The organism is Clostridium manihotivorum, from assembly GCF_004015185.1.
Taxonomy (GTDB): Bacteria; Bacillota; Clostridia; order Clostridiales; family Clostridiaceae; genus Clostridium_AR; species Clostridium_AR manihotivorum.
The window spans coordinates 2272506-2297257 of the sequence record NZ_CP025746.1 but is presented as its reverse complement, the minus strand read 5'-3'; the positions used below and the strand labels follow the sequence as shown (position 1 = coordinate 2297257).

Annotated in this window: 24 protein-coding genes and 2 other annotated features; of the genes, 5 read left to right on the top strand and 19 right to left on the bottom strand. The window is 31.7% G+C overall.

What is annotated here, in order from left to right; translation table 11 throughout:
• Nucleotides 1–41: 41 nt before the first annotated feature.
• From pheT to ytxC, 9 genes are all read right to left on the bottom strand, one after another.
• Nucleotides 42–2420: a phenylalanine--tRNA ligase subunit beta gene (pheT, locus tag C1I91_RS10250; RefSeq protein WP_128212794.1), complete on the bottom strand. Its 2379-nt coding sequence runs from the start codon at nt 2418–2420 to the stop codon at nt 42–44.
• A gap of 12 nt (nt 2421–2432) precedes the next feature.
• Nucleotides 2433–3452: a phenylalanine--tRNA ligase subunit alpha gene (gene pheS, locus C1I91_RS10245; protein WP_128212793.1), complete on the bottom strand. Its 1020-nt coding sequence runs from the start codon at nt 3450–3452 to the stop codon at nt 2433–2435.
• 59 nt (nt 3453–3511) lie between these two features.
• Nucleotides 3512–3718 (bottom strand) — a binding site (T-box leader).
• 50 nt (nt 3719–3768) lie between these two features.
• Nucleotides 3769–4545: a TrmH family RNA methyltransferase gene (locus tag C1I91_RS10240; RefSeq protein WP_128212792.1), complete on the bottom strand. Its 777-nt coding sequence runs from the start codon at nt 4543–4545 to the stop codon at nt 3769–3771.
• A gap of 16 nt (nt 4546–4561) precedes the next feature.
• Complete coding sequence (locus C1I91_RS10235; RefSeq protein ID WP_128212791.1) at nt 4562–5227, bottom strand: potassium channel family protein; 666 nt, start codon at nt 5225–5227, stop codon at nt 4562–4564.
• 11 nt (nt 5228–5238) lie between these two features.
• The gene (locus C1I91_RS10230) at nt 5239–6585 is read right to left on the bottom strand and encodes a TrkH family potassium uptake protein (protein WP_238476030.1); all 1347 of its coding nucleotides are present in this window, start codon (nt 6583–6585) and stop codon (nt 5239–5241) included.
• Nucleotides 6586–7111: 526 nt separating this feature from the next.
• A complete protein-coding gene (rplT, locus tag C1I91_RS10225) occupies nt 7112–7471 on the bottom strand; it encodes a 50S ribosomal protein L20 (protein WP_128212789.1) in 360 nt (119 codons plus the stop codon).
• Nucleotides 7472–7496: 25 nt separating this feature from the next.
• The gene (gene rpmI / locus C1I91_RS10220; protein ID WP_128212788.1) at nt 7497–7694 is read right to left on the bottom strand and encodes a 50S ribosomal protein L35; all 198 of its coding nucleotides are present in this window, start codon (nt 7692–7694) and stop codon (nt 7497–7499) included.
• 20 nt (nt 7695–7714) lie between these two features.
• Nucleotides 7715–8236: a translation initiation factor IF-3 gene (gene infC, locus C1I91_RS10215; RefSeq protein ID WP_128212787.1), complete on the bottom strand. Its 522-nt coding sequence runs from the start codon at nt 8234–8236 to the stop codon at nt 7715–7717.
• 26 nt (nt 8237–8262) lie between these two features.
• Nucleotides 8263–8384: a sequence feature (ribosomal protein L20 leader region), on the bottom strand.
• A 42-nt stretch (nt 8385–8426) separates the two neighbouring features.
• Nucleotides 8427–9317 (bottom strand): putative sporulation protein YtxC, encoded by an 891-nt coding sequence (gene ytxC / locus C1I91_RS10210; RefSeq protein ID WP_128212786.1) that lies wholly within the window; start codon nt 9315–9317, stop codon nt 8427–8429.
• Between the two features lie 241 nt (nt 9318–9558).
• Here ytxC and C1I91_RS10205 point away from each other — a divergent pair, with 241 nt between their 5' ends.
• From C1I91_RS10205 to C1I91_RS10190, 4 genes are all read left to right on the top strand, one after another.
• Entirely contained in the window at nt 9559–10263 is a 705-nt protein-coding gene (locus C1I91_RS10205; RefSeq protein ID WP_205694301.1) for a DUF6873 family GME fold protein, read from the top strand.
• A 179-nt stretch (nt 10264–10442) separates the two neighbouring features.
• On the top strand, nt 10443–10841 hold the full coding sequence (locus C1I91_RS10200; protein WP_128212785.1) for an HsmA family protein: 399 nt from the start codon (nt 10443–10445) through the stop codon (nt 10839–10841).
• Between the two features lie 406 nt (nt 10842–11247).
• Nucleotides 11248–11823, top strand: coding sequence for a GNAT family N-acetyltransferase (locus C1I91_RS10195; protein ID WP_128212784.1), 576 nt, complete (start codon nt 11248–11250; stop codon nt 11821–11823).
• A 25-nt stretch (nt 11824–11848) separates the two neighbouring features.
• The gene (locus C1I91_RS10190) at nt 11849–12256 is read left to right on the top strand and encodes a GNAT family N-acetyltransferase (protein WP_205694300.1); all 408 of its coding nucleotides are present in this window, start codon (nt 11849–11851) and stop codon (nt 12254–12256) included.
• Nucleotides 12257–12390: 134 nt separating this feature from the next.
• Here C1I91_RS10190 and C1I91_RS10185 read toward each other — a convergent pair whose 3' ends face one another.
• The 5 genes from C1I91_RS10185 to C1I91_RS10165 all read right to left on the bottom strand — a co-directional run bounded on the left by C1I91_RS10185 (nt 12391) and on the right by C1I91_RS10165 (nt 17431).
• Nucleotides 12391–13080: a putative ABC transporter permease gene (locus C1I91_RS10185; protein ID WP_128212783.1), complete on the bottom strand. Its 690-nt coding sequence runs from the start codon at nt 13078–13080 to the stop codon at nt 12391–12393.
• A 578-nt stretch (nt 13081–13658) separates the two neighbouring features.
• Complete coding sequence (locus C1I91_RS10180) at nt 13659–15131, bottom strand: nicotinate phosphoribosyltransferase (protein ID WP_128212782.1); 1473 nt, start codon at nt 15129–15131, stop codon at nt 13659–13661.
• A gap of 44 nt (nt 15132–15175) precedes the next feature.
• A complete protein-coding gene (locus C1I91_RS10175) occupies nt 15176–15715 on the bottom strand; it encodes a cysteine hydrolase family protein (RefSeq protein ID WP_128212781.1) in 540 nt (179 codons plus the stop codon).
• Between the two features lie 12 nt (nt 15716–15727).
• On the bottom strand, nt 15728–16522 hold the full coding sequence (gene prs / locus C1I91_RS10170) for a ribose-phosphate diphosphokinase (RefSeq protein WP_128212780.1): 795 nt from the start codon (nt 16520–16522) through the stop codon (nt 15728–15730).
• 18 nt (nt 16523–16540) lie between these two features.
• Nucleotides 16541–17431 (bottom strand): NUDIX hydrolase, encoded by an 891-nt coding sequence (locus tag C1I91_RS10165; RefSeq protein ID WP_128212779.1) that lies wholly within the window; start codon nt 17429–17431, stop codon nt 16541–16543.
• Between the two features lie 477 nt (nt 17432–17908).
• On the opposite strand from C1I91_RS10165, the gene C1I91_RS10160 reads away from it, so the two are divergent.
• Nucleotides 17909–18214: a hypothetical protein gene (locus tag C1I91_RS10160; protein ID WP_128212778.1), complete on the top strand. Its 306-nt coding sequence runs from the start codon at nt 17909–17911 to the stop codon at nt 18212–18214.
• A gap of 350 nt (nt 18215–18564) precedes the next feature.
• Here C1I91_RS10160 and C1I91_RS10155 read toward each other — a convergent pair whose 3' ends face one another.
• From C1I91_RS10155 to C1I91_RS10135, 5 genes are all read right to left on the bottom strand, one after another.
• Nucleotides 18565–19593: a LacI family DNA-binding transcriptional regulator gene (locus C1I91_RS10155; protein ID WP_128212777.1), complete on the bottom strand. Its 1029-nt coding sequence runs from the start codon at nt 19591–19593 to the stop codon at nt 18565–18567.
• Between the two features lie 267 nt (nt 19594–19860).
• Nucleotides 19861–21339, bottom strand: a complete 1479-nt coding sequence (malQ, locus tag C1I91_RS10150; protein ID WP_128212776.1) for a 4-alpha-glucanotransferase — start codon at nt 21337–21339, stop codon at nt 19861–19863.
• A 38-nt stretch (nt 21340–21377) separates the two neighbouring features.
• Nucleotides 21378–22211, bottom strand: a complete 834-nt coding sequence (locus tag C1I91_RS10145) for a carbohydrate ABC transporter permease (protein ID WP_128212775.1) — start codon at nt 22209–22211, stop codon at nt 21378–21380.
• The gene (locus C1I91_RS10140; RefSeq protein WP_128212774.1) at nt 22211–23053 is read right to left on the bottom strand and encodes a carbohydrate ABC transporter permease; all 843 of its coding nucleotides are present in this window, start codon (nt 23051–23053) and stop codon (nt 22211–22213) included. Before C1I91_RS10140 ends, C1I91_RS10145 begins: the two co-directional genes overlap by 1 nt.
• Before the next feature lie 86 nt (nt 23054–23139).
• A complete protein-coding gene (locus C1I91_RS10135) occupies nt 23140–24495 on the bottom strand; it encodes an ABC transporter substrate-binding protein (RefSeq protein WP_128212773.1) in 1356 nt (451 codons plus the stop codon).
• Nucleotides 24496–24752 lie beyond the last annotated feature (257 nt).

Sequence of the window (24752 nt, the reverse complement as noted above, 5' to 3'; positions counted from 1 at the left end):
GCTGGTTCACTTGAACCAGCTTTTTTTTGCTTAACTATTAATTATCTTAATTGAGCACCTAACTTGTATTCTAAAGAACGTAATATCTTATCATGTACTTTATTAACTTCATTATCAGTTAATGTCTTATTTTCATCTCTATAAGAAATTGCATAAGCTATACTCTTCTTGCCCTCTGGAATTTGTTTTCCTTTGTATACATCAAATAGTTTTACAGTTTCAACTAAGTTTCCACCAGCTTTTCTTATAGTTTCTTCAATCTCTTGAACTAGTATAGCATCCTCTACTAAAAGAGCAATATCTCTTGTTACCGCTGGATACTTTGGTAGTGGTCTATATTTCTTCAATGTATTCGAGTTTGAGTATAATACATCTAAATCAAGCTCAGCTACATAAACACTAGTGTCTATTCCATAGTTATCAGCTACATCTGGATGAATTTCTCCTAAAACTCCAACTCTTTCTTTACCTACGTATAAGTCAGCAGTCTTACCTGGGTGATAGCTTACATTGTCACTTTGTCTCTTGAATGAAGGGTTCTTTACCCCTAAAACTTCTATAAGATTTTCAACTACTCCCTTTAAATCTAGGTAATCTACATCGCCGTAAAGTCCAATTGTAAGTATATTTTTCTCATTAGGAAGTTGATTTTCGTCTTCCTTAGGAATATATACCTTACCAAGCTCAAAAAGACTAGCAAACTCGTTGCTTCTTGAGTAATTTCTACCAAGGCATTCAAGCATAGATGGAAGTGTAGATGTTCTCATTATGCTATAGTCTTCACCTAATGGATTCTTAATCTTTACAACTTTTCTAAGGTCGCTATCCTGAGGTAAGTTTATCATATCAAATACCTTAGGACTTACGAAAGAATAAGATATTGATTGATTTAATCCACTTGAAATCATAGTGTTTATAACTAAATCATCTAATTTAAGCTTCTTGTTTTTAGCATCCTTAGGAGAGTTAGCACCTATTACAGTCATAGGAACCTTATTGTAACCATAGATTCTAGCAACTTCTTCTGCTATATCCTCTTTTATTGCAATATCAATTCTAAAAGTTGGTACTGCTATAATTAAATCATCATTTTCTATAGTTGTTTTAAGCTCTAGTCTATCAAGATACTCTTTCATTTCCTCATTTGAAATAGTAGTACCTAGGAATTTATTTATCCAGCTTCCACTAACCTTCATTGTATGAGGTTCTTTTTTATCATTGTATATATCTATAGTTCCATTAACTATTTCTCCAACCTTCAATTCCTTTATTAGAGCGCAAGCTCTATCTAATGCAACAGCTGCAAGATTAGGGTCTATATCTTTTTCAAATCTTGAAGATGCTTCTGATCTAAGATTAAGTTTCTTAGAGTTTACACGGATATTAGTTCCATCAAAGCTAGCACTTTCAAAAATTATATCAGTTGTATCTTCTTTTATTCCAGACTGAAGCCCTCCCATTATGCCTGCGAGGCCTATAGTTTCTCCTCCATCTTTAATACAAAGAATTTCTGTATCTAGATTTCTTTCAATTTCATCAAGAGTAATAAACTTTTCGTTCTCTTTTGCTCTCTCAACAACTATTGTATTAGATTTAACTTCTCTCTTGTCATAAGCATGCATTGGCTGGCCAAGTTCTAGCATAACAAAGTTAGTTATATCTACAACATTATTTATAGGTCTTACACCAGCCTCTAAAAGTCTTTCCTGCATCCAAGCTGGTGAAGCTTCTACCTTAACGTTCTTTACTGCTCTTGCCATATATCTCTTACATAGAGAATCTTTTACTTCTACCTTAACAAGCTGATTCACATCACCTTCTCCTGTAGCTTTGTAATCAAGCGAAGGAGTCTTATATTCTATTCCTAGTGTTGCAGCAGTTTCTCTAGCTATACCAACTACACTAAGACAATCAGGTCTATTTGAAGTTATTTCAAAGTCTATTACAGCCTTGTTTAACCCTAATACATCCTTTATATCTTTACCAAGAGGTGTAGTCTCAGGTAGTATCATAAGCCCGTGAACTGGTTCATCTCCGGCTATACCAAGCTCTTCTTCTGAACACATCATACCATTTGAAGGAACTCCTCTAAGCTTACCCTTCTTAATCTTCAAGCCATTTGGAAGTGTTGAGCCATGAAGTGCAACTGGAACTATATCATTTTCCTTCATGTTCTTTGCACCAGTAACTATTTGAACTGGTTCTTCTTGACCTACTTCAACTTGACATATAACTAACTTTTCTGCATCTGGATGTGGTTCTATCTTAAGTATCTTTCCAGTTACAACGTTAGTAATGTCTTCCCCGGAAGTTATTACTTCTTCAACCTTTGAACCTGATAGAGTAAGTCTATCAGCCAATTCTTTTGCATCTATATCTATATTCACATAGTCTTTTAACCATAAATAAGGTACTTTCATATTAAATTCCTCCTAAAACTGATTTAAAAATCTCATGTCACTTTCATATAGTTGTCTTATATCATCAATGCCATACTTAAGCATAACCATTCTGTCTACCCCCATACCGAAAGCAAATCCGCTATACTCTTCTGGATCAATACCACAATTTCTTAGTACTTGTGGATGAACCATACCGCAACCATAAAGCTCTATCCAACCACTACCCTTACATACTCTGCAGCCTTCTCCTCCACATACGAAGCAAGTAGCATCCATTTCAGCTGAAGGTTCAGTAAATGGGAAGTGATGAGGTCTGAATTTAGTTTGAACATTTTCTCCAAACATCTTTTTAGCGAATAACTCTAAAGTTCCTTTTAAATCAGCAAAAGTTATACCTTTGTCTATAACTAAGCCTTCCATTTGATAAAATATTGGAGAATGTGTTGCATCAGCAGCATCAGATCTAAATACTTTACCTGGAGATATCATTTTTATAGGTGGTTTTTGTTTCTCCATAACTCTTATCTGTACTGGAGAAGTTTGAGTTCTTAAAACTAGATTATCATTTATATAGAAAGTATCTTGTTCACTTCTAGCTGGGTGATTTTTAGGTATATTAAGAGCTTCGAAGTTATAATAATCCTTTTCTATTTCTGGACCTTCCTCTATACTAAAGCCCATGGATATGAATATTTCCTTCATATGCTCTAAAGTCAAGTCTAGCGGATGTCTCTTACCTATTAAGTTTTTTCTTCCTGGCATAGAGATATCTATAACTTCACTTTCTAACTTTTTCTTTTTCTCTGCATCCTTTATTTCCTTGGAAATTTGCTCTAATCTATTTTCAATCTCTGCTCTTACTTCATTGGCAAGTTTTCCTATAATAGGTCTCTCTTCAGCAGTAAGACCTCCCATACCTCTTAAAATTGTTGTTAACTCACCTTTTTTACCTAGAATTTTAACTCTAATGTTTTCAATATCACTACTATTTTTCACATCTTCAAGCACTTTTAACGCATTGTCCTTGATTTCTAGAAGTTTTTCTTTCATGTTATTTTCTCCTTCCTAAATCTAAAAGTTATTTTTTTGCAAAATAAAAACCGCCCCTATAAAGGGACGGAGGTTCCGCGGTACCACCCTAATTAGTAAAATACTCACTTAATATATATAACGGTTCCCCGCTAACTACTACTTTATTTCACAGTTAGAACTCCTGAGTGAACTTCAGAATAGATACCAATAAAGAGACTTTCAGTCTTTGATCTCTTCTCCCTGAAAAGTTAATATATTCTTACTCTCTCATTCACAGTTTTTTCATATTTGATTATATAGCCTATTATACATATTAATCCATGTTAGTTCAATACTATTTGCTCAAGTTTTGCCTAACTTTTTCATAAATCATTATAGAAGCAGCTACTGAAGCATTTAAAGACTCCGCATTACCAGGCATAGGAATCTTTGCCTTCAAGTCGCAAAGCTCATATATTTCCTCAGAAACTCCATTTCCTTCATTTCCAACCACTAATATTATTTTGCCATTTAGATCAACTTCATAATAATTAAAATCTGTATCTAAGGAACTTGCTAAAAGTTTAAAACCTTTTTCTTTAAACTGGTTTATAACTTCCAAATTCTTATCTTCTATTATATTAGTATAAAATATGGATCCCATAGTACTTCTCAAAGTTTTATCATTATATATATCTACAGTTCCTTCTCTTATAATGATTCCATCCACTGCAGCAGCATGAGCAGTCCTTATTATGGTCCCTACATTACCAGGATCCTGAAGCTTATCTAAAAGAACATAAAAACTCCCATCTATATTATTACCACAATTACTCATTTTAACTACAGCCATTATACCTTGAGAATTCTCAGTATTACATACTTGATTAAACAAAGAAGGCTTGAGTAAAGTAATCTTACTGTCATCTATTCTTTCGTAAACAGCTTCAAATCTGCTTTGCTTACTCTCATCAATTATAAGCTCCTCAATCTCTGCATCGGCTTTCATTGCTTCTTCAACAAATCTTAAGCCTTCAATTATATACACTCCAAACTGTTTTCTATATTTTTTCTCTTTTAATTTCTTTATTTCTTTAAAATGTTTGTTGTCAGTACTTTCTATTAAATGCACAGCATACACCTCTAAATTATTTTCTAGCTACAAAAGATTCCAATTTTCCTAAATCTTCTGTAGAACCTATGGCTACAATTATATCACCTGGTTCAATTATCTCCTCGGCATTTGGAGTAATATTTATATCATGTTCCTTTTTTATAGCCATAACATTTATTCCAAATCTTGTTCTAAGACTTAAATCCCTTATACTACTATTGTGCCATTCTTTTGGTGTTTCTATTTCAATTATACTGTAATCTGGAGATAGATCTATATAATCTAGTATAGTTGAAGAAACTAAATTATGCGCTACTCTCACTCCCATATCTTTTTCTGGAAGCACCACTCTATCTGCTCCTATTTTATATAAAACTTTGGCATGAAGATCACTATGTCCCTTTGCTACGATATATTTTACCCCTAACTCTTTAACTAAAAGTGTTACCATTACACTAGCTTGAATATTTTCACCTATAGTAATTACAGCTACATCAAAATTTCTTAGTCCTAGTGTCTTTAAGGCGCTCTCATCTGTTGCATCCATTTGGACAGCATGAGTTACGCTATCTGATATATCTTGAACAAGATCTTCATCTACATCTATAGCTAATACATCATTTCCTAAATCATAAAGAGTTTTAGCAACAGAAGTACCAAATCTGCCTAATCCAATCACAACAAACTGTTTATTGCTCATTTACCTTCCTCCTATCCAACTAATATCTTATCCTCTGGGTATTTATAATTCGGCTTTTTCTTAGCTTTTGTTAAAGCTACTGCTACAGTCAAAGGACCAACTCTACCACAATACATAGTTAATATTATAACTACTTTGCCAATAATACTTAGTTTAGGCGTCAATCCTAAAGTTAAACCTACTGTTCCAAAAGCAGAAGTGGCTTCATATAACAGATATTCGAAGGGCTGAGAGATTTCAGTAACAGATAATATCATTGTAACCGAGAGTACCAATGCTAGCGCAATACTGAATATAGCAAAGGATTTATATACGGTTTCCTTTGATATTCTTCTTCTAAAGACTTCTGTATCCTCTCTTCCCTTTATTGTTGATATCAAAGTAAATACCAAAACTCCAAAGGTAGTTGTTTTAATTCCTCCTGCAGTGGAACCTGAAGATCCACCAATGAACATTAGTATTATAGTAAGAAGCTTACCTGCTGCAGTCATATCAGCAGTGGAAATAGAGTTAAAACCAGCGGTTCTAGGCGTCACTGATGCGAAAAAAGAATTCAAAAGTTTATCTTTTAAGTTCATTTCCTTCATGGTTCCAGGATTATTAAATTCAAAGATAAACATCAATAGTGCTCCAGCAGTTAACAAAATCAAGGTAATAGTCAAAACCATCTTAGTATGAAATGATAGCTTTTTTATACCCTTAAAATTATAAATTTCTATCCATACTGCAAATCCTAAGCCACCAATTATTATAAGCGCTGCAGTTGTCAATATGATTACTGCATTATCATTATAAATAGTCAGACTTCTAAACTCTCCAAACAGATCTATACCAGCATTGCAAAAAGCTGAAACAGAATGAAATATACTATAATATATCCCTTTTGCGATTCCGAAACTTGGAATAAATTGAGTTGAATAAAGCAGCGCCCCTAAGCCTTCCACTGAAAATGTAAAAACCATTATATATCTGACCATCTTTACAAGACCTTGAATATTAAAAGTATTCATAGCCTCCTGCATAACCAGTCTATCTTTTAAGGTTATCTTTTTTCCTATAAGTATAGCTAAAAGTGTAGCAAAGGACATGAACCCAAGTCCACCAACCTGTATCAATATCATTATAATTGTCTTACCAATATAGTTCCAGTGAGTCCCCGTATCAACAGTCACTAGCCCTGTTACACATACTGCTGTCGTTGAAGTAAATACACTGTCAATAAAACTTGTGGCAGAACCATCCTGTGAGCATATTGGCAAACTAAGCAGAATCCCCCCAAGTAGAATAACCAATGCAAATCCTATGGCAAGAGTTTGAACTGCGTTAAATTTAAATTTGTCTTTCCAGTTATTTTTCAGCACTTTTCCACCTCTATTCTTAAAAAGGTATTTATAGCTACACGCAATTATAAGAAATTCATTATAAACTACCATTCCTTTATCTTATATAGGTGTCCAACTTCAACTATTAAGTTATGCATGCCTCAAAAATCCTCAGAAGCCACAATTTTCGAACATGCATAACTTAAGTTTCCGTAAAGGATACCTATAGCTTCAAAGTTTACAGCTAAACTTAGATAAGCATTTATATTAATTATACAATATTTTCATTGCTAACAAAAGCTAATACTAATAAGACCTACTATGTAATACTGAATTATCAGAACATTTCTGTAAAGCAACGTGAAAATTTTACTAAAGTACTCTTCTTCAGTTATTTTGCCACATATATTCTTTCTAATCGTAATTTAAAAAAATTCCGACAGGAGCCATAATTCTCCACAGTTAAAGAAAGCTTTCTTCATTGTACTTTCGTGATTGATTCAGCATTCATTGGAGATTCTTATAGAATAAAAAAAACGCGACATAAAGTCGCGTTTTTATACTAAGCGTTTAAGTGCTTCTTTGCTAATTCAACTAAATCAGCAAATGCTTTTGCATCGTTGATAGCTATTTCAGAAAGCATCTTTCTGTTTATATCAACACCAGCTAATTTTATTCCGTTCATAAATCTTGAATAAGAAAGTCCATTTATTCTTGTAGCAGCATTTATTCTTGCTATCCAAAGTTTTCTGTAATCTCTCTTCTTTAATCTTCTACCAACATAAGCATTTCTTAATGCTCTAACCACTGATTCGTTTGCTGTCTTAAATAACTTGCTCTTTCCACCGTAGTAACCTTTTGCAAGTTTTAATACTTTTTTATGATTTTTACGAGCGTTTACTGCTCTTTTAACTCTTGCCATATTACAAACCTCCTACTCCGTATTCTTATAGATATGGTAATAATTTCTTCATTGCTTTTTCTTGTGCAGTTGAAACGTAAGCAGTTTTTCTAAGATTTCTCTTTCTCTTAGAACTCTTCTTAGTTAATATATGGCTCTTGAAAGCTTTAGCTCTCTTTAGCTTTCCTGTTCCTGTCTTTTTAAATCTCTTTGCTGCACCTCTATGAGTTTTCATTTTTGGCATTATAGTTTCCTCCTCTCAGATTATGCTTTTTTAGGAGCCAGAATCATAGTCATATTTCTGCCCTCTAGTTTAGCAGGCTTTTCAACAACACATAGATCAGACACTCTAGCTAAAAAGTTTTCAAGTATCTTAAATCCTACATGTGCATAGTCAGCCTCTCTACCTCTAAACCTTATAGTAACTTTAACCTTGTCTCCATCATCAAGAAATTTCTTGGCATTATTTGCTTTGATTTCAACATCGTGTTCTTCAATATTAGGGCTAAATCTGACCTCTTTAACATTAATAACTTTTTGTTTTTTCTTGGCTTCCTTTTCTTTTTTAGACTGTTCGTATATGAATTTTCCATAATCCATAATTCTGCTTACTGCTGGATTAGCATTAGGCGAAATCAAAACTAAATCAAGTTCTTTTTCCTCAGCTAGCCTTAAAGCTTCTTTTGTAGACATTACGCCTAACTGGCTACCATCATCAGAAATGACTCTCAATTCTTTTTGTCTAATTTCATCATTAATCGAAAAATCTTTATTGATACTTTTCACCTCCGGTAGATAAGAACACCTTTATATAAATAATAAAAGGGCGGCATAAAGCCGCCCTCAATTACCACATTCATAAACAAATAGTAAGTAATCCATAACCTTACTAGCTTTGCTGTAAGGTGAGAAACGGCTGTTTCTTCTTAACACAATAAATAATATATCATCCGTAGTAATCAATGTCAATACAATATTAAATTTTTATTTTATTTCTATTACATATTTTACATTCATTACAGTAGGTAACTCTCTCTCCAAACACATTATCTATGGTATCTAGAAATTCTTTATTTAGACACATTTTACCGTTATGAATTACAATCTTATTTGGAGAATTGGTTATTAGTCCACTTATTATAACATCTTCTACATTCACATTATTTCCAAGCTTGCATTCACTTAAATCACTTATAAAATCCTGAAATATATCAGCTCCATAGCTATCAGTGATTCTATACTCCCCATCATTTTCTATGATTAAATTAACTTCTTCAATTCTACTTTCCTGTATGTCAACGAAGTACTTGAGAAGTTTTATAAACTCTTTATACTCCTTCTCAACCATATACTTTTCAACAACCTTATCGATTATTCTTTCTATCTCACCTATAAGTTCTTTCATTCTAAAAGTTATAAAACCGTTTATATTTATTTCTTCGTTTTCTTCTATACATTCTCTTATATTTTCAATTATTGTATTTATCCTATTTATGCAATATATGCTTGTTTCATCTGATATGGCCTCTTTCAAATTTAGAACATTCATTATATCTTCTTCAACTTCAAGTAGTTCATCATGCTTTAGAAAAAAATATGTGTCAGTTAGGTATTCAAACATTTCTCTTTTTTTAAATACGTCTATTACAACTTTGTATAATATATTGCTTATATATAAATATATTATAGATTTCAATCTATCGTTATAATCATCATCATCACAAAATATCTTTACGAAATGAGTATTATTCTCTATACTTTCAGAAATACCGATAGTTATATTTTTTTCTTTTAGAATATTTCTGATACTCTGTATATCTTCTATGAAGTATTGTTCTCCTTCGTAAGCAAGCTTCAGCAATAACATTCCGCTCACTCCTTTCTTAAATATAGTATGTATTAAAATCTCTCCTATATACAGAATTTAAACATCCACAAATCGACATTTGCATCTTACTTTACACTGCGATACACTTACTTTACTAGGAATAACACGCTTTAAACTCACTTTATTTTATTTAAAAGTAATTTTCTTCAAGAGATTTAATTCTATGTTTTTTGTAAAATATACTTATGTACAAGATTTTTATAAGAAGAGGAGTGATAACTTGAATTATTGTTTTGCTGACTACCGAATATCCATGGAAGAAGAACAAAAACTTAAAGCTTTAAGTATATCAGTTATTAAAGTTCCCAAATGTGAAAAGATTTATGATGCCATAAATGGTCATCCTGATATACAAATAAATATCCTTGATAGTAATACTATAATAGTGCAAAGAGATGTTCCTTTAGCTTTCTTAAAGCAGTTAGATTTACTCGGCATAAAATATATGCTTTCCTCAAAAAGCTTAACCAAAAACTATCCTGAAGATATAATATTGAATGCCGTAAATTTAAAAAATCACTTTATACACAACTTAAAATATACTGACGAAACTCTTAAATGCACCATAAAGAATAAAATTAATATACAGGTCTCTCAAGGTTATACCAAATGCTCTTGTGCAATTGTTAGCGACAATGCTCTGATTACGTCAGATGTTAAAATACATAATGAGTTAACTAACAACGGCTTTGATGTATTGCTTATTCCTCCAGGAGATATATTGCTCCCTGGTTTAAACTATGGCTTCATTGGCGGTACTTGTGGTTTGACTTCCAATAATGAACTTATTTTTTATGGGAACTTAAAAAACTATAAATATGGGGATATGATAATAGAATTTCTAAAAAAATATAACGTTACTCCCATATTTTTAAATGAAGGTCCTCTAGTAGATAGAGGCAGCTTACTATTTCTCTCTATCTAGTCCATATATTTTACGCTTTTAATGAATAAAAGTTGATAAATATGCATATAATAATTAATTCTTATTTATGCCAAAAACTTTTATAATTCCACAAACAATTTGCAACAACATATATTAGGACACATTTAGGACACAGACATCTTTTATAATATGCCTATACAAAATTAAGGAGGCAAATTATGAATATAAAATTAATCCTTGCTATAGTATCAATTACTGCAGCATTATTTTTCTATACTATAGGTGTACTTTATGAAAGAAAAACAAAACTACTTCAGCTATCTCAAGTGTTTTTATTTTGGACAGGCTTCCTTTTCGACACTTTGGGAACTTCACTTATGACATCCATAGCTAGAAGTGAAGCTGTATCGACAAAGTCAAATCTTGCCCAGAGCATACACGGCTTAACAGGTAGCTTAGCAATATTACTAATGGCATTTCATGCAATTTGGGCTACATATGTTATATACAAAAATGATGTAGAGAAGAAAAAAGTATTTCACAAATTTAGTATATTTGTATGGTTAGTATGGCTTATTCCATACTTCATAGGAATGTTTATGGGGATGTCTAAATAAATTTCTTTCTAAAAGTATAGCTACCTATAAATTTTTAAATTAGGCGCTGTTAAAGTACCCTGTTGAACATAGCCAAAAATTAAAATACTAATGGAAAACTCCAAGTCTTTCCATTAGTATTTTTTTCATTGTGAAGCTTGTATAAAAAATTCAGCATATTTTCTATCAGATAAAATATTTTTTACTTTATATTTGCCATTTCAAAATAAGATATAGTCTTCTATTAAATTACTACTAATAGTTAATTAAACTATCATCTATTTGTCAGTTCCTCACAATAAAACTGATCTATTTGCTTGCGAAAAAACACAGACTCCTTCAATGAAAAAAATATAAACCTTTATACAAATTTTCTCACTTATGATAAAATAATCTCATTGACCTTTTTATTAACAAGGAGTTTAGTATGACTACTTTTTATTCGTTATTCTTAGAGTTTCCAGAGTTAGAAACAGAAAGATTTATCTTAAGACAAGTTAACGTAAAAGATATCAATGATTTGTATGAATTATACTCAGATGCTAGTTCTCTACAATATCAGCAATCTGAAGCTATGACTAATATTGATCAAGCAAAAAAAACTGTAATTGCTTTTCTTAATGGTTATGCTAGTAAAAAATTTATACGCTGGTGTATTGCTGATAAAAACTCTGACAAGATAGTTGGAGTAATTGCTTTACATAGCTTTGATCTAATTAATTCAAAAGCTGAGATTGGCTATATGCTGAATTCTAATTACTTAATGCATAATATAATGACCGAATGTGCAAAGGTAATACTTAATTTTGCTTTTAATCAAGCCGGATTCAGCAAAATAGAGGCCTCTATTCACCCAGACAACCTAAGATCAATAAATTTAGTACAAAAACTAGGTTTTAAAAAAGAGCTTCTCCTTAAAAATATATCTTTTAATTTCAAAACAGGTATCTTCGAAGATAGAGTTATATTTGGCCTATATAAAGCTGTACCACTTGGATCCTAAAACTATAAAGAATGGAGTCTTTTCTATGATTAATTATGTTACTACACTGGAAGGAGTCAATGAAGATAATATACAGGGTTTCTTTGTAGACTGGCCTAATCCTCCTTCCGCTAAAAAGCATATAGAAATACTAAAAAACAGTTCCTACTTTTGGCTAGCCATAGATACTTCTACTAATAATGTCATAGGCTTTATAAATGCTATATCTGACAAGACTCTATGCTCATATATACCTCTACTAGAAGTATTACCCAGCTATAAAAATAAAGGAATTGGAACAGAACTTATTAGATTAATGCTTGGTTCCTTAAAAGATTTTTATATGATAGATTTACTTTGTGACGATGATCTAGTGAACTTCTATAAAAAGTTTGAAATGTTTAAAAGTTCTGGCATGATTATAAGAAATTATAAAAAACAAAATGAAGTTTGATAAAAAAATCGCTAAGCTATATTCTTGGCGATTTTTCATAACCTAAATTTTAATAAAGATCTAACCATTGGATTCCAAAGCTATTTTTAAATCGCCTCTATAATCTAAAAAGAGATTTCGAGAATTTCTTACCTTTACTTGCAGCCATCCTTAACATACATCATATTGGGGTATATTTTTTTAAGCATTGAATCAGGGTAATGCTTGTCAAAAAATATATCAACTGAACTAGATGCTGAAACCCCACAATGCCTCTGAGTACCTCTGTAAACTGCTGCTCCTGAGATAGAGGAATCAAAAATCATAAACATTATCAAAAACCAAGTAAGTATAACTCCAACATTATTAGGTATTTTTTCAATGATATTTGAGATTTTAGGGTATATAATCTTAATCCAAATTAGTGACAGCCCACCCCAAAAAACACAATAAAGAAGGCTTGTTCTACCTTGGATATTCAACACAGTCTTGCTATACTCCCAAGATACCGTCCCAAATATAATTTGCTGAAACAAACTGCACAAGTACTCATATACTCCACCAATAAAAAAACCTCCTACAAAAATAAATTGATTACTTCTATTGCGAAGCCAATATAAACTTAAGGTTATAGCAACTGCTCCAACCCCATACACAAGATTGAACGGCCCATAAATTAGCCCACTTCTACTCTCGTATCTATGAAGTGTAAGTATACACCACAAGGTTTCAACCACAACGCCAAAAATACAACCTATAAAGAAGATCCAAAATATCTTATATAGATTTAATCCTTTAGCAAATATTTTACTTTTGTTTTCTGAATGGATTTTTGAATTTAGCATACTAATTCTCCTTCATAAAATCATATTTAGAGATAAATTGCTACCATCCTAGATCCAAATAGAAATCCTAATATTATGAACTATTTATTAAAATCTATTAAGGAAGTTATTTATCTTAGAAAATAACCTTTTAAACTAGTAGATAATTATTTATATTTAGTTTCATGCCAACTAATACCATGTAAAACCTACATAACCTTAATAAGTTGTCCTATGTTGTTTTCCTATATCTATTTATGGTAATTTGGGTATGAGAAAAATATAACACTCTCTAGATTATCGCTTATATTTATTAATATGCTGAAATGTTTATATTTGACAAATTAACATTCGTAAATCCTTTATTTTAAAAAGTGATACCTCAAGCAAATTGTTTTCTAGTTGGTCAACTGCCTTTCCTAATTAATAAATGAGAAGAATCTAGCATGCGAAAAAACAAGTTTTTTTATTATATTTTTTGAGCCTTTAGCCTTCATGGTGAATTCCTAGACAGTAAAAAAGCTCAGCCTAAATTATTAGAACTGAGCCTTAATGGTATATAATACTTAAACTACCTCTTCTTAAATTACTAATACAACTTAAAATTTATTTGAATGTAGTCTGCTTCTTATTTCATTTAAAGAGTATTCTTTCACCAAAATTCCATCTTTAAAAACTGTTTTTAACATATTGTCCTGCAAGCTTTCCTGCTCACCTATAGTAAGCTGGTCTTTATAAAGAATATCATGTCCATCTCTATAGACATAGCACATTCCTTTTTGTGACTTTTTAAAGTTATCTGTATCTGTCTTAGGCGCTTTAAAAATAAACTTTTCTTCTCCATTTATTATGGCATGAGTTGCTTTTAAAGCAAAACCAAAGGTATCTCTTGTATTGTACTGGTAAGTAAACGACCCAATACCTAAAGTACAATTGCTTACAGCAAACCCTTTCTCCTCTAAGCCTTTACAGATGTCTTCACACCTTTCAACAGTTATACTATCACCGTATATGGTTCCAATCTTATCATTTAGAACTTTATATCCCTTAGAGTTTACATATCCTCCAAAGATTTCATAGAGTAGTTCAACAGTCCCTTTATATTCTGGAGTACCTTCTAAGGCACTCTTATCACCGCATATTATCTTAACAGGATCACCGCTGTCTCCTCTTATTATTATCTTTCCATCTCTGCTTAAAATATCTTCCTTAAGTTTTGGAAGTATATTGGTTATTACATTCCAATAATCGTAAGTATCCGATACTATACTTAGGTTTCCATTTGGAAATTTATCATTTATCAGTGTCTTATAAGCTTTAAGCTCATCTACTCCGTAACTGCACATTACACTGTGCTCTGTAGAAGGGGTTCCTAATGCTACCACTTCCTCTTCTATATTACAATTATAGTATTTCTCTAAATATGGAATAGTTGGAATAGTTGCTGTTCCTATAAATGAAAGCAAATGACCTGAACTGCTTGCTTCAGCACTTTCTATGGAACTGAAACCTCTCATACTAAAATCTCCACAAGCTCTTTTAATCTCGCCCTTATCTACAGTCTTATTGTAATAGCTTTCTACTATTTCTCTATATCTATAAGCTATAGTGGCGCTAGTCATAGGCTGCCATATATTGCAGCTCATAAATGTCTCTAGATAGTTTACTAGCCAAGCAAAATCCTCATGAGTATTGGTAATTTCAATCATAGGAGTTTTTATATTTACTCGTTCTCCTTCTTCTATGGCCTTTATTTGTATTGGTAAATATCCAAGATCATGAAGAGCTTCTATATGCTTGGTATCTGCCGCTGACTCTCCCATAGTTCTTGAAATAATTCTTTTATATTCCGCTACTATATTCTCCTTTGGTACTTTAAAAAAATTCTCATTAAAGTATTCAATAAGATATTTCTTTAAGAAAGGTTGAAGCCCAAACATAACAACCTTATTCATATTCTCTTTTCTAGACATTCTTGGCGTCCAATAACTTACAAGCTTTGTCATGCCCTCAGCATAACATATATGATGAATTGTTTTATAAAAATCAGTTAGTAGTAATGGATTCATAATTATCTCCCCTCATACTTCGGCAAAGCCTTTTATTATCTTAGTTCTTATCTTATTATCTTCACTTGTAAGCTCTCAATTACGTCTAGTGCCTTACGATGAAGCTCTTCGTCAAAGCTGGCACACAGTCTTCCATCCACCTTAATATCTGCGTTTGTATATTGCGATTGAAAAGTAACTACATTACTTACAACGCACATATTCGTAACCACTCCAATTAACTCTATTGCATCTATGTCCTTACCTATATCTTCAGTTATCTTTATCATTTCCGAAGGACTTAACCCAAAGCTTCCTTTATTGTAATGATAGGTATTTTCTCTTCCAACAAAATCCTTTAAGCTTCCATAAAGCTTATGACCTTCTGAACCTTCTATGCAGTGAATAACAGGAAGGTTCTTCCCTTCTCTTGTTTCTAAATAATTTTTATTATGAGTATCATAAGTAAATAATACCTTTGAACCTTCCTTAAGATACTGCTCCACTTTATCATATATAGGTCTTTCAAGCTCTACAGCCTTGTCAAATCCTAAAGTTCCATCAACAAAATCCTTTTGATAATCTACAACTACTAATAATTTTTTCATAACTTTCTCCTCCTAAATCTCATGAATTTCTATCTTATCATGACCTTTACTTAAAATACTATTTGTTGTATATACCTTTGTAATTAAGTCGTTTTTTAATATATCACCCTCAAATATGGTGTCTTCACAGTGAGTGACTACTAAATATATTTCTTTAGCTCCAAGGTCTTTTAAGGCTTCTGCTGTCAATATAAAAGTACCACCTCTTGAGCACAGATCATCAACGATTATTGCTTTAAATTCCTTTTCCTTTACCTCACCATTAATCTTTAGACTCTTAATATATCCAGTATTAAAATCTCTCTCTTTATTAGCAGTAAGTACCTTTTTATAATCTATTTGCTTCTCATATCTCTTTGCTGCTCCTGCATCTGGATACACTAGATACAAGTTTTCCTCATAATTAAGTTCCTTTAGTAGCTCTTTAGTTAATGCCTGAGACATATTTATAACCTTAACTCTATCTAAAAGAGCTACCGAAACCTCTGAATGAGGCTCATAAATAGTCACCTTGTCAAAATTCAAACTATTTATTAGCTTACATAAATACTTCAGTGTAAAAACTGTAACGCCTTCAGTTCTGTCCATTCTAGAATAAGGCATATATGGTATTATAAGATTAGATTTTTTATTTAGTTCATCAAGATGATTTTTTAGAAATATAAGCTGTGTTATATCTTCATCACTTTCAAACTTTAGTTTAATCTCATTATCATAGCTGTTTATTACTAATCCTTCATTATTTATTAAGGATTCTCCATTTGGAAACTTCTTAATTTGAACTTTTTTATTATTTAAATAAATCATGATATATTCCTCCAAATTCTAAAAATTGTGTTCCCAGTTTTCATTAAATTTAAATACCTTTGCTGGTCTAAAAGGCTTTCCTTCAATCTTTTCATCAGTTTCTATAATCATGTCATCCATCTTTCTTCTGAAGTTTAATATTTCTCGTCCCATAATGGCCTCATAAACATTTTGAAGCTCTTTCACCGTAAATAATCTTGGTAGAAGATTAAAAGCAATAGGTGTATATTCAACCTTATTCCTAAGTCTGTCTATAGCATAATCAATAATCTTATAATGATCAAAAGCTAGTATTTCATTTGATTCTTCTAAAAGCTTATAGATTACCTCTTTCTTTCTATATACATTCCTGTCTACCTTTTCTAAGACTTCATAACTTATTTGAGTTTCACCATCTTCAGACTTAAAGACAAGGGTATATGTATTTTCTGAATAAAAATCATATTTCTTCGTACTCTCAAGAAACTTATCTACCCAAAACCACTTAATTTCACTTGTATTTTCTGGGTTATTGATATTTATGCTTTCTTTCTCCACTAAAGCCATATTAGCTATACTAATAACTCTAGTTCTTTTATCTCTATTAACATCTCCAAATGTATATAGCTGTTCTATATAAACATCTTCCACACCAGCTTTATCTTTTAGTTTTTTCTTAGCACCTTCCTCCAAACTTTCTTTAATGTCGATAAAGCCGCCAGGTATTGACCATTTACCTTTATCAGGGTATTGCTCTCTTTTCATTAAAAGAATCTGCATCCCCTTCTTAGGAACCTTTCTTTGATTTTCTTCCTTTATATCATCTGTTGTAAATATTATTACGTCATTGGTAACACTAGGCCTCTCGTAATTATTCACATCATAATTTTTTAGAAACTCATCCTCACTATCTATAAAGCTATTAATCAAGATTCACACGCTCCAACTTATTATCCTTTAGATAATATCAATTTGATACTATGTGTTTATAGTACGCCTTCTTCTATTTTTTGTCAACAATTTTATATCTACTTAGATGTAAAATAGTATAATATACTCATAAAACTTTAAGTTTCCTTGTAACTCATTATAGGGTTGCCTATATAATCTATCTTCAACTTAAAATAATAGACAAAAGCAATCAAATATATAGACATATTACTTGATAAAGAAATCTATGAAAATAAATCTTTGTCTGTTCATGGAAATCTTTATTTTGAAATAAGTATTTATCACAAAGACATTTTACGAACCTTATTTGCTTTCTTAAATAACAATTTAGAAATACTGACAATAAACTCGTAAAGCCATATCTTCTTGTATAAAAAGTAATTATAGGAAATTTGAAGCAATTACTGTATAATTAATTTATATAATTAATATTTGTTTTTGTAAAAAGGTGACTTTATGAAAAAATTTGAAATTTATAATGCAAAAAAACTAGGAGTTGGCAGTTTATCATTAGTACTATCTATAATAGGGATAATGTTTTCCTTCACCTATCTAGGTGGTGATCGCCCTATAGGTGCAATTATTTTGAATTCTATTCACATCTATGGATTGACCTCTTTTGTTTCCCTAGTTCTATTTATAACATCCATTTTAATAGGAAATAGGTATAAAAATGATCTAGGCGCTAAACAAGGAAAGTTTTTATCCATATTCATAATATTATTGATCGCATCATTAACAATTCTTAGTTTAATGAAATAAAAAATCTAACTGAAGCGATTTTTCTTCAGTTAGATTTTTTTGCGCATCTGCCTTTTCTGAACGTATGTGAAGAAATTCTGGCAGGCGATATAATCTTATTTTTTACTGTTTACCCTAAATCACTATTATACTAATTTGAATTTACTAAGTTTAGGTAGCAAAATCTTTGTATAACTGATCTTTACAGTAAAAATTCTAACTGAAGCGATTTTTCTTCAGTTAGATTTTTGCGCACATTCCTTTACTATCTTTTATCCAACTAATAATTTATACATGTCCCAAGTTTTTTCTTAATTAAAATATTGGAACATGTATAAATTAAGTTGAAATCAAGTACTTTCATAACCTACCTATATTCTCCCTGTTGATTGACCTATAACAAGCTCTCCTTGAAAGGTCTTATGTTCAACCAACTTCTTCTTTCCTATAACGTCAAACAATATCTTTATTGTCTCCTCTGCTATCTTTTCTACCGGTTGCCTAATTGTAGTTATTGATGGATTGTAGAACTTAGCTAAATCAAGTCCGTCAAAGCCTGCTACTGAATAGTCCTCTGGCACCCTTTTACCATAATCAAAAATTGCCTTGCAAGCACCTATGGCCATACTATCACATATAGCATAAACCGCTGTAAATTCTTCTCCTGATGCTAAAAGTTCCTTTGTAACCGCATATCCATTATCCATTGAATAACTTTCAATATTAGATTTCATTATACCTATTATATTTTTATCCACTTCAATTCCATTATCCCTTAATGCACTAACGTAACCTCTAAATCTTAGGGTACCAATGCTTTCATCGTCTAATGGTGCAGTAATAATGGCAATCTTTTTATGACCTTGTTTACATAAATAATCTACAATTTTATAACTTTCTTTATAATCATCTAAGGATACAGATGAACATAATGATTTGTCCAATTTCTCTATTGTTGCTATTGTACTCAAAACAAAAGGTACATTAAGCTGCCTTAGCTTTTCATCAGGATGTGAAAAATGTCCTCCTAGGAAAACTATTCCTTTTAGCTTCTTTTCTTTTATCAGCTCAATAGCTATGTCTACTTCATCTTCTCTATCATCAACATGTTGAAGTATGAAGGAATATTTCTTTTCCTTGATCTTCTTTTCAAATATCTTTATCATGTTGCTAAAAAAAGGATTTGTTATTCCTTTTATCAGTACCGCTATGGCTTTAGAATCAGTTCTTTTAAGATTACGGGCGCTATTATTAGGAATATAATTATTCTCTTTTATAACTTTCATAATCATCTCTTTAGTTTCTTCATTAATATCAGGGTGATTGTTTATGGCTCTAGAAACAGTGCTTACTCCGACTCCACATAATCTTGCAATATCTTTTATTGTAGTTATCTCCATCTTATCCATCCTTCTCATTCCCTAAAAAATACTAATCTATATTACAAATGCCAACCTTTTTAATATAACACTATTATAATAATAAAATTTTGTAAATGTAAATGTTTTAATGACGAATTTTAAAATATAGTTCATATAAATGTAAAACAGTTCAAAGTATAGTTAAGTTCTTCTAACAAATACTTACATAAGTTACATCTATTTAAGCAACTTTAAATATAAATAGCTAAATTGAAATCCCCAATATTTCACTGGGGATTTCTCAGATTATCTTCCATATAGTTTAACTATTCTTCTTATCTTTTCTACCAACTGATCAGTGAAATCCTCTTCTAATAATCTCCACTTCCAATTCTCACCTAAGGTAGAAGGTATATTAATTCTCGCTTCAGCTCCAAGCCCTAGATAATCCTGAATTGGTATTATTGCAAGATCCGAAACTGTTGAAAATGCTAGCTTTATAAACTTCCAATGTACATCTTTGATTTTAGACTCATCTATATCTAAATATTCATTGGCTAAATCTCTATCTTCAACATTGATTCTGTTGTACCATTCTGTAATAGTCTCGTTATCATGGGTTCCTGTGTACACAACAGAATTTCTATTGTAGTTGTGAGGCATGTAATCCCCGGCTTCCCTTGAATCGAATGCAAACTCTAATACCTTCATTCCAGGATATCCAGTTTTTCTTACTAATTCTAGCACAGTGTCAGTAAGGAATCCTAAGTCTTCTGCTATTATATTAACATCGCCAAGCGCTTTTTTCACTGCATCAAAAATCTCATATCCAGGACCCTTTCTCCACTGTCCATGCTCAGCTGTTGGTTCTCCAAAAGGTACTGAATAATATTCATCAAAGCCTCTAAAATGATCTACACGGACAACATCATATAATTTAAAAGAATAGGCTATTCTCTCAATCCACCAAGCATATGATGTTTTTTTGTGATATTCCCAATCATAAAGAGGATTGCCCCAAAGTTGTCCTGTGGCAGAAAAAGCATCTGGTGGAACTCCAGCCACTGATATAGGTTTACTTTCTTCATCAAATTGGAATAACTCTGGATTAGCCCAAGCATCTGCACTGTCAAAGGCAACATAAATAGGAATATCGCCTATTATCTTGATGCCATTTTCATTGGCGTAAGTTTTAAGTTTTAACCATTGTTTTATAAACATGAACTGCTGAAATTTATAAAACATTATTTCATCTTCAAACAATTTCTTTAGCGACTCTATGGTTGAAGACTTTCTTACTCTAAGGTCCTCCTCCCATTCACTCCAGCTCTTTCCTCCGTTATGATTCTTAATAGCCATATAAAGCGAATAATCCTCTAACCAAAAAGAGTTTCCATCTATGAATTCTTTAAATTCTACGTTATCATTGATATTACTTCTCTCATAGGCGATTCTTAGCGCCTTAAATCTTGAAAGGTATATCTTTTCATAATCTATATATCTTTCATCATCTCCAAAATCGAAAGCTTCACATTCTTCTTCGGTCAAATAACCGGACTCAATTAATGCTTCTAAATCAATAAAGTAAGGATTGCCAGCAAAAGTAGAAAATGATTGGTAAGGGGAATCACCATAACCTGTTGGCCCTAAGGGCAGTATCTGCCAATATTTCTGTCCTGCTTCTTTTAGTTTATCGATAAATTTGTACGCATTTTTTGAAAATGTTCCTATTCCATATTTTGAAGGTAGACTTGCAATTGGTAACAATATGCCGCTGCCCCTCATACTTTTCCTCCTTTTATACAGTATTTTTATTTTTTATTTTAACCCTTGACAGCACCTGCTGCAATACCTTTGATAATGTGCTTTTGACAAGCAAAATAGAATATTACTATTGGTAAAATAGCTAAAACTAACATAGCCATCATTGCACCCATATCTATGGAACCATATCCGCCTTTTAAGTATTGTATTGCTAATGGTATAGTCTTATAGTCATTACCAATCAGAAGAGATGGCAGTAAATAATCATTCCATATCCACATAGCATTTAGTATTGCTACAGTTATTGATATTGGTTTCAATACGGGAAAAACGACCTTAAAGTATGTTTGGATAGGGCTGCATCCATCAATTAAGGCAGCTTCTTCTATCTCTAAAGGAATTGACTTTACAAAGCCTGAAAACATAAATACAGACAATCCTGATCCAAATCCAAGGTATATAACAATTATGCCGATTGGATTATCTAAGTAAAGCATATTAGCAATCTTAGTTGTAGTAAACATAACCATTTGAAATGGCACAATCATTGAAAATACAAATAAATAGTACATTGCCTTAGTCAATTTAGTTTTAACTCTAGTTATATACCAACCTGTCATAGATGTAAATATTACAATCACCGCTACAGAGGAAACCGTAATAAACAATGAATATCCAAAAGCTTTCAAAAAGCCTGTTTTTTCCAATCCGCTTGTGTAGTTTTCTAATGCTATAAAAGTTTTACTTGTAGGAAATACAAATGGAGTATCACTAATGAATAACTTTCCTTTAAAAGAGTTCATAAGTACTATCAAAATAGGTATTATAAATGCTACCGCTAGAACAAATAATATTAAGGTTATTACACTATTCTTTAACTTCGAAGTTTTCATTAACTCTCAACCTCCCTATTCCTAGTAAACGCCAGCTGCGCAAATGCAAATACTCCTACTAACAAGAAGAACATTACAGCTTTAGCTTGGCCTATACCTTCTGCACCTACAGAACCATAGAAGGTATTAAAGATATCTAAAGCCAACATAGCAGTCTTCTTTGCTGGTGCTCCTGCAGTCAATGCTAAGTTTTGGTCAAATAGCTTGAATGAATTTGATATAGTTAAAAACAAGCATATTGTTATAGAAGGCATAATCATAGGTATCTTTATACTTCTTAGTATCTTGAAAGAGTCTGCGCCGTCTATCTTTGCGGCCTCAACCAAATCCTCTGGAACATTCTGTATACCTGCGATATAGATTATCATCATATATCCTATCATTTGCCAATTCATTAAAATAACTAAGCCCCAAAAACCATACTTTGGATCATAGGTCATAGTTACTCCAAATTTATATAGCACACCGTTTATTATTAATTGCCATATATAACCTAGAACTATTCCACCTATTAGGTTTGGCATAAAGAAAGCTGATCTCAGTATGTTTGAGCCTTTCAACCCTCTAGTAAGAAATAAAGCTAAAATAAAAGCAAATATATTTATGGTTAGTACCGAAACCACAGCAAACTTAGCTGTAAAAATCAATGCGTTTAAAAAATCTTTATTATGAAATGCCTTCACATAATTACTAAGTCCTACAAATTTAGAATTAGTTACAGTGGTAAACTCAGTAAAGGATAAGTACATTCCAAGTATAAATGGTACAAAAAAAGCTATTAAAAACGCTATTAATGTTGGAAGGGCAAAAATATGAAAATATTTTTTTAATATCTTTTCCACGTTATCTTCTCCTACTCTTAATTTTAAAATGGTGAGTCAGAGTTAATTCTCTAAGCTCACCATTGGTATTATTTATACTACAATACTTACTTCTTATTTGCCTTTTCTGTTTGCCATGATTCCTTAACAGTCTTTACAACATCATCCCAAGATTTACTTCCTTGTGAATACTCTAATAGCGCATCTCCAAAGGCATTCTTAAAATTTTCACTTGGGAAGGCTGCAAATGACCAAGCTACGTTTGTCTTACCTTTTGCCATCCAGCTCAATACATCCTTAGCTAGTGGATCTGATGGTTTTTCACTATCACTAAATGTATTAAATGGTGCTATAAACCCTAAATCATTTGTTACATACTTCTTTCCTGTATCACTTGAGAATAACCATTCAAGAAAATCTTGAGATTCTTGTTGCTTTTCCTTTGATACTTTGCTGTTAACCGCGAAGAAGTTTTCTGTACCTATACATAAACCTTGATTCTCTTCTCCACTAACTCCTGTATATATTGGTAGGAACTTAATATCTGATTCCTTAACTGTATTACCACTAACACCTTTAATCTGTGCCCAAGCCCAGTTACCATTTTGAACCATTGCTGCATTACCTAAAGCGAAATCTGACATGGAGTCATCAACAGATTTAGTTCCCAATAATTTCTTATCTGTACATGAGTTGTTTATATATAAGTCAAAGATATTTTTAAAGTTATCTGAGTATTTAAAATCAACCTTGTCTGCTGCAAGACCAGCTAAAAGCGGGCTGTCATATTTAGTATTTTCTTTAAATTCATAATAGAAAGGTACGTTAGCAAGGTGAGTCTGCCATCTCCATTGTTCTCCAGACTTTAAGGAAGTAGAAGCAAATACGCCCTTTATACCTAGTTGATCCTTATGTTTAGTCATATCATCTACTACTTTTTTGAAAGTATCATAATTAGTTATCTCAGCTGTTGAGCTTATTGACACTGCTTTGTCAGAAAGTGCGAAGTACTTTTTCATGATTGCATCATTATAAATTATTCCGTAACCTTCTATAGCATATGGAATTCCATAAACTCCATCACCACTTTTTACTGCTAAGGTTTTATCAGTAAGAGTACTGTATAACTTTGAATCTTTTAGATCTGAGCAGTAATCCTTCCAGTTTTGGTAACCTACTGGACCATTTATTTGGAAAATTGTTGGTGCATCAGATTTTGCTATTTCTGACTTTAAAGTTTGCTCATAAGTACCGCTAGCTGCTGTAACAACCTTTACTTTAACACCCTTTTCCTTTTCATAATCCTTTGCAATTTTGTCATAAACTTGAGCGATTTCAGGTTTGAAATTTAAAAAGTAAATTTCCTTTGATGATGAAGATGATTTCCCCTTATCACCACATCCTGCTAGTATAGTGGAGCCTACGGCAACGCACATTACAAGAGCTAGCAATTTCTTTTTCATAATAAATCCCTCTCCCCTTATAATTTTTTAATCCATCAAATATACTTGATGTTGATATAATGTACGCAATCGGAATCGTTATCGGTATCGTTTCCAATCACTACAATATAAATATATCATCATTTTTATACGTTTACAACCCATATAGCGGAATTAAATACAATTTTTAATCGACTGTTTTCATCATAATTTCCTATTCTCTAGAAATAGCATGTACACTTTCTATTTATTATTATAATTAAATCATTAAAAATTAT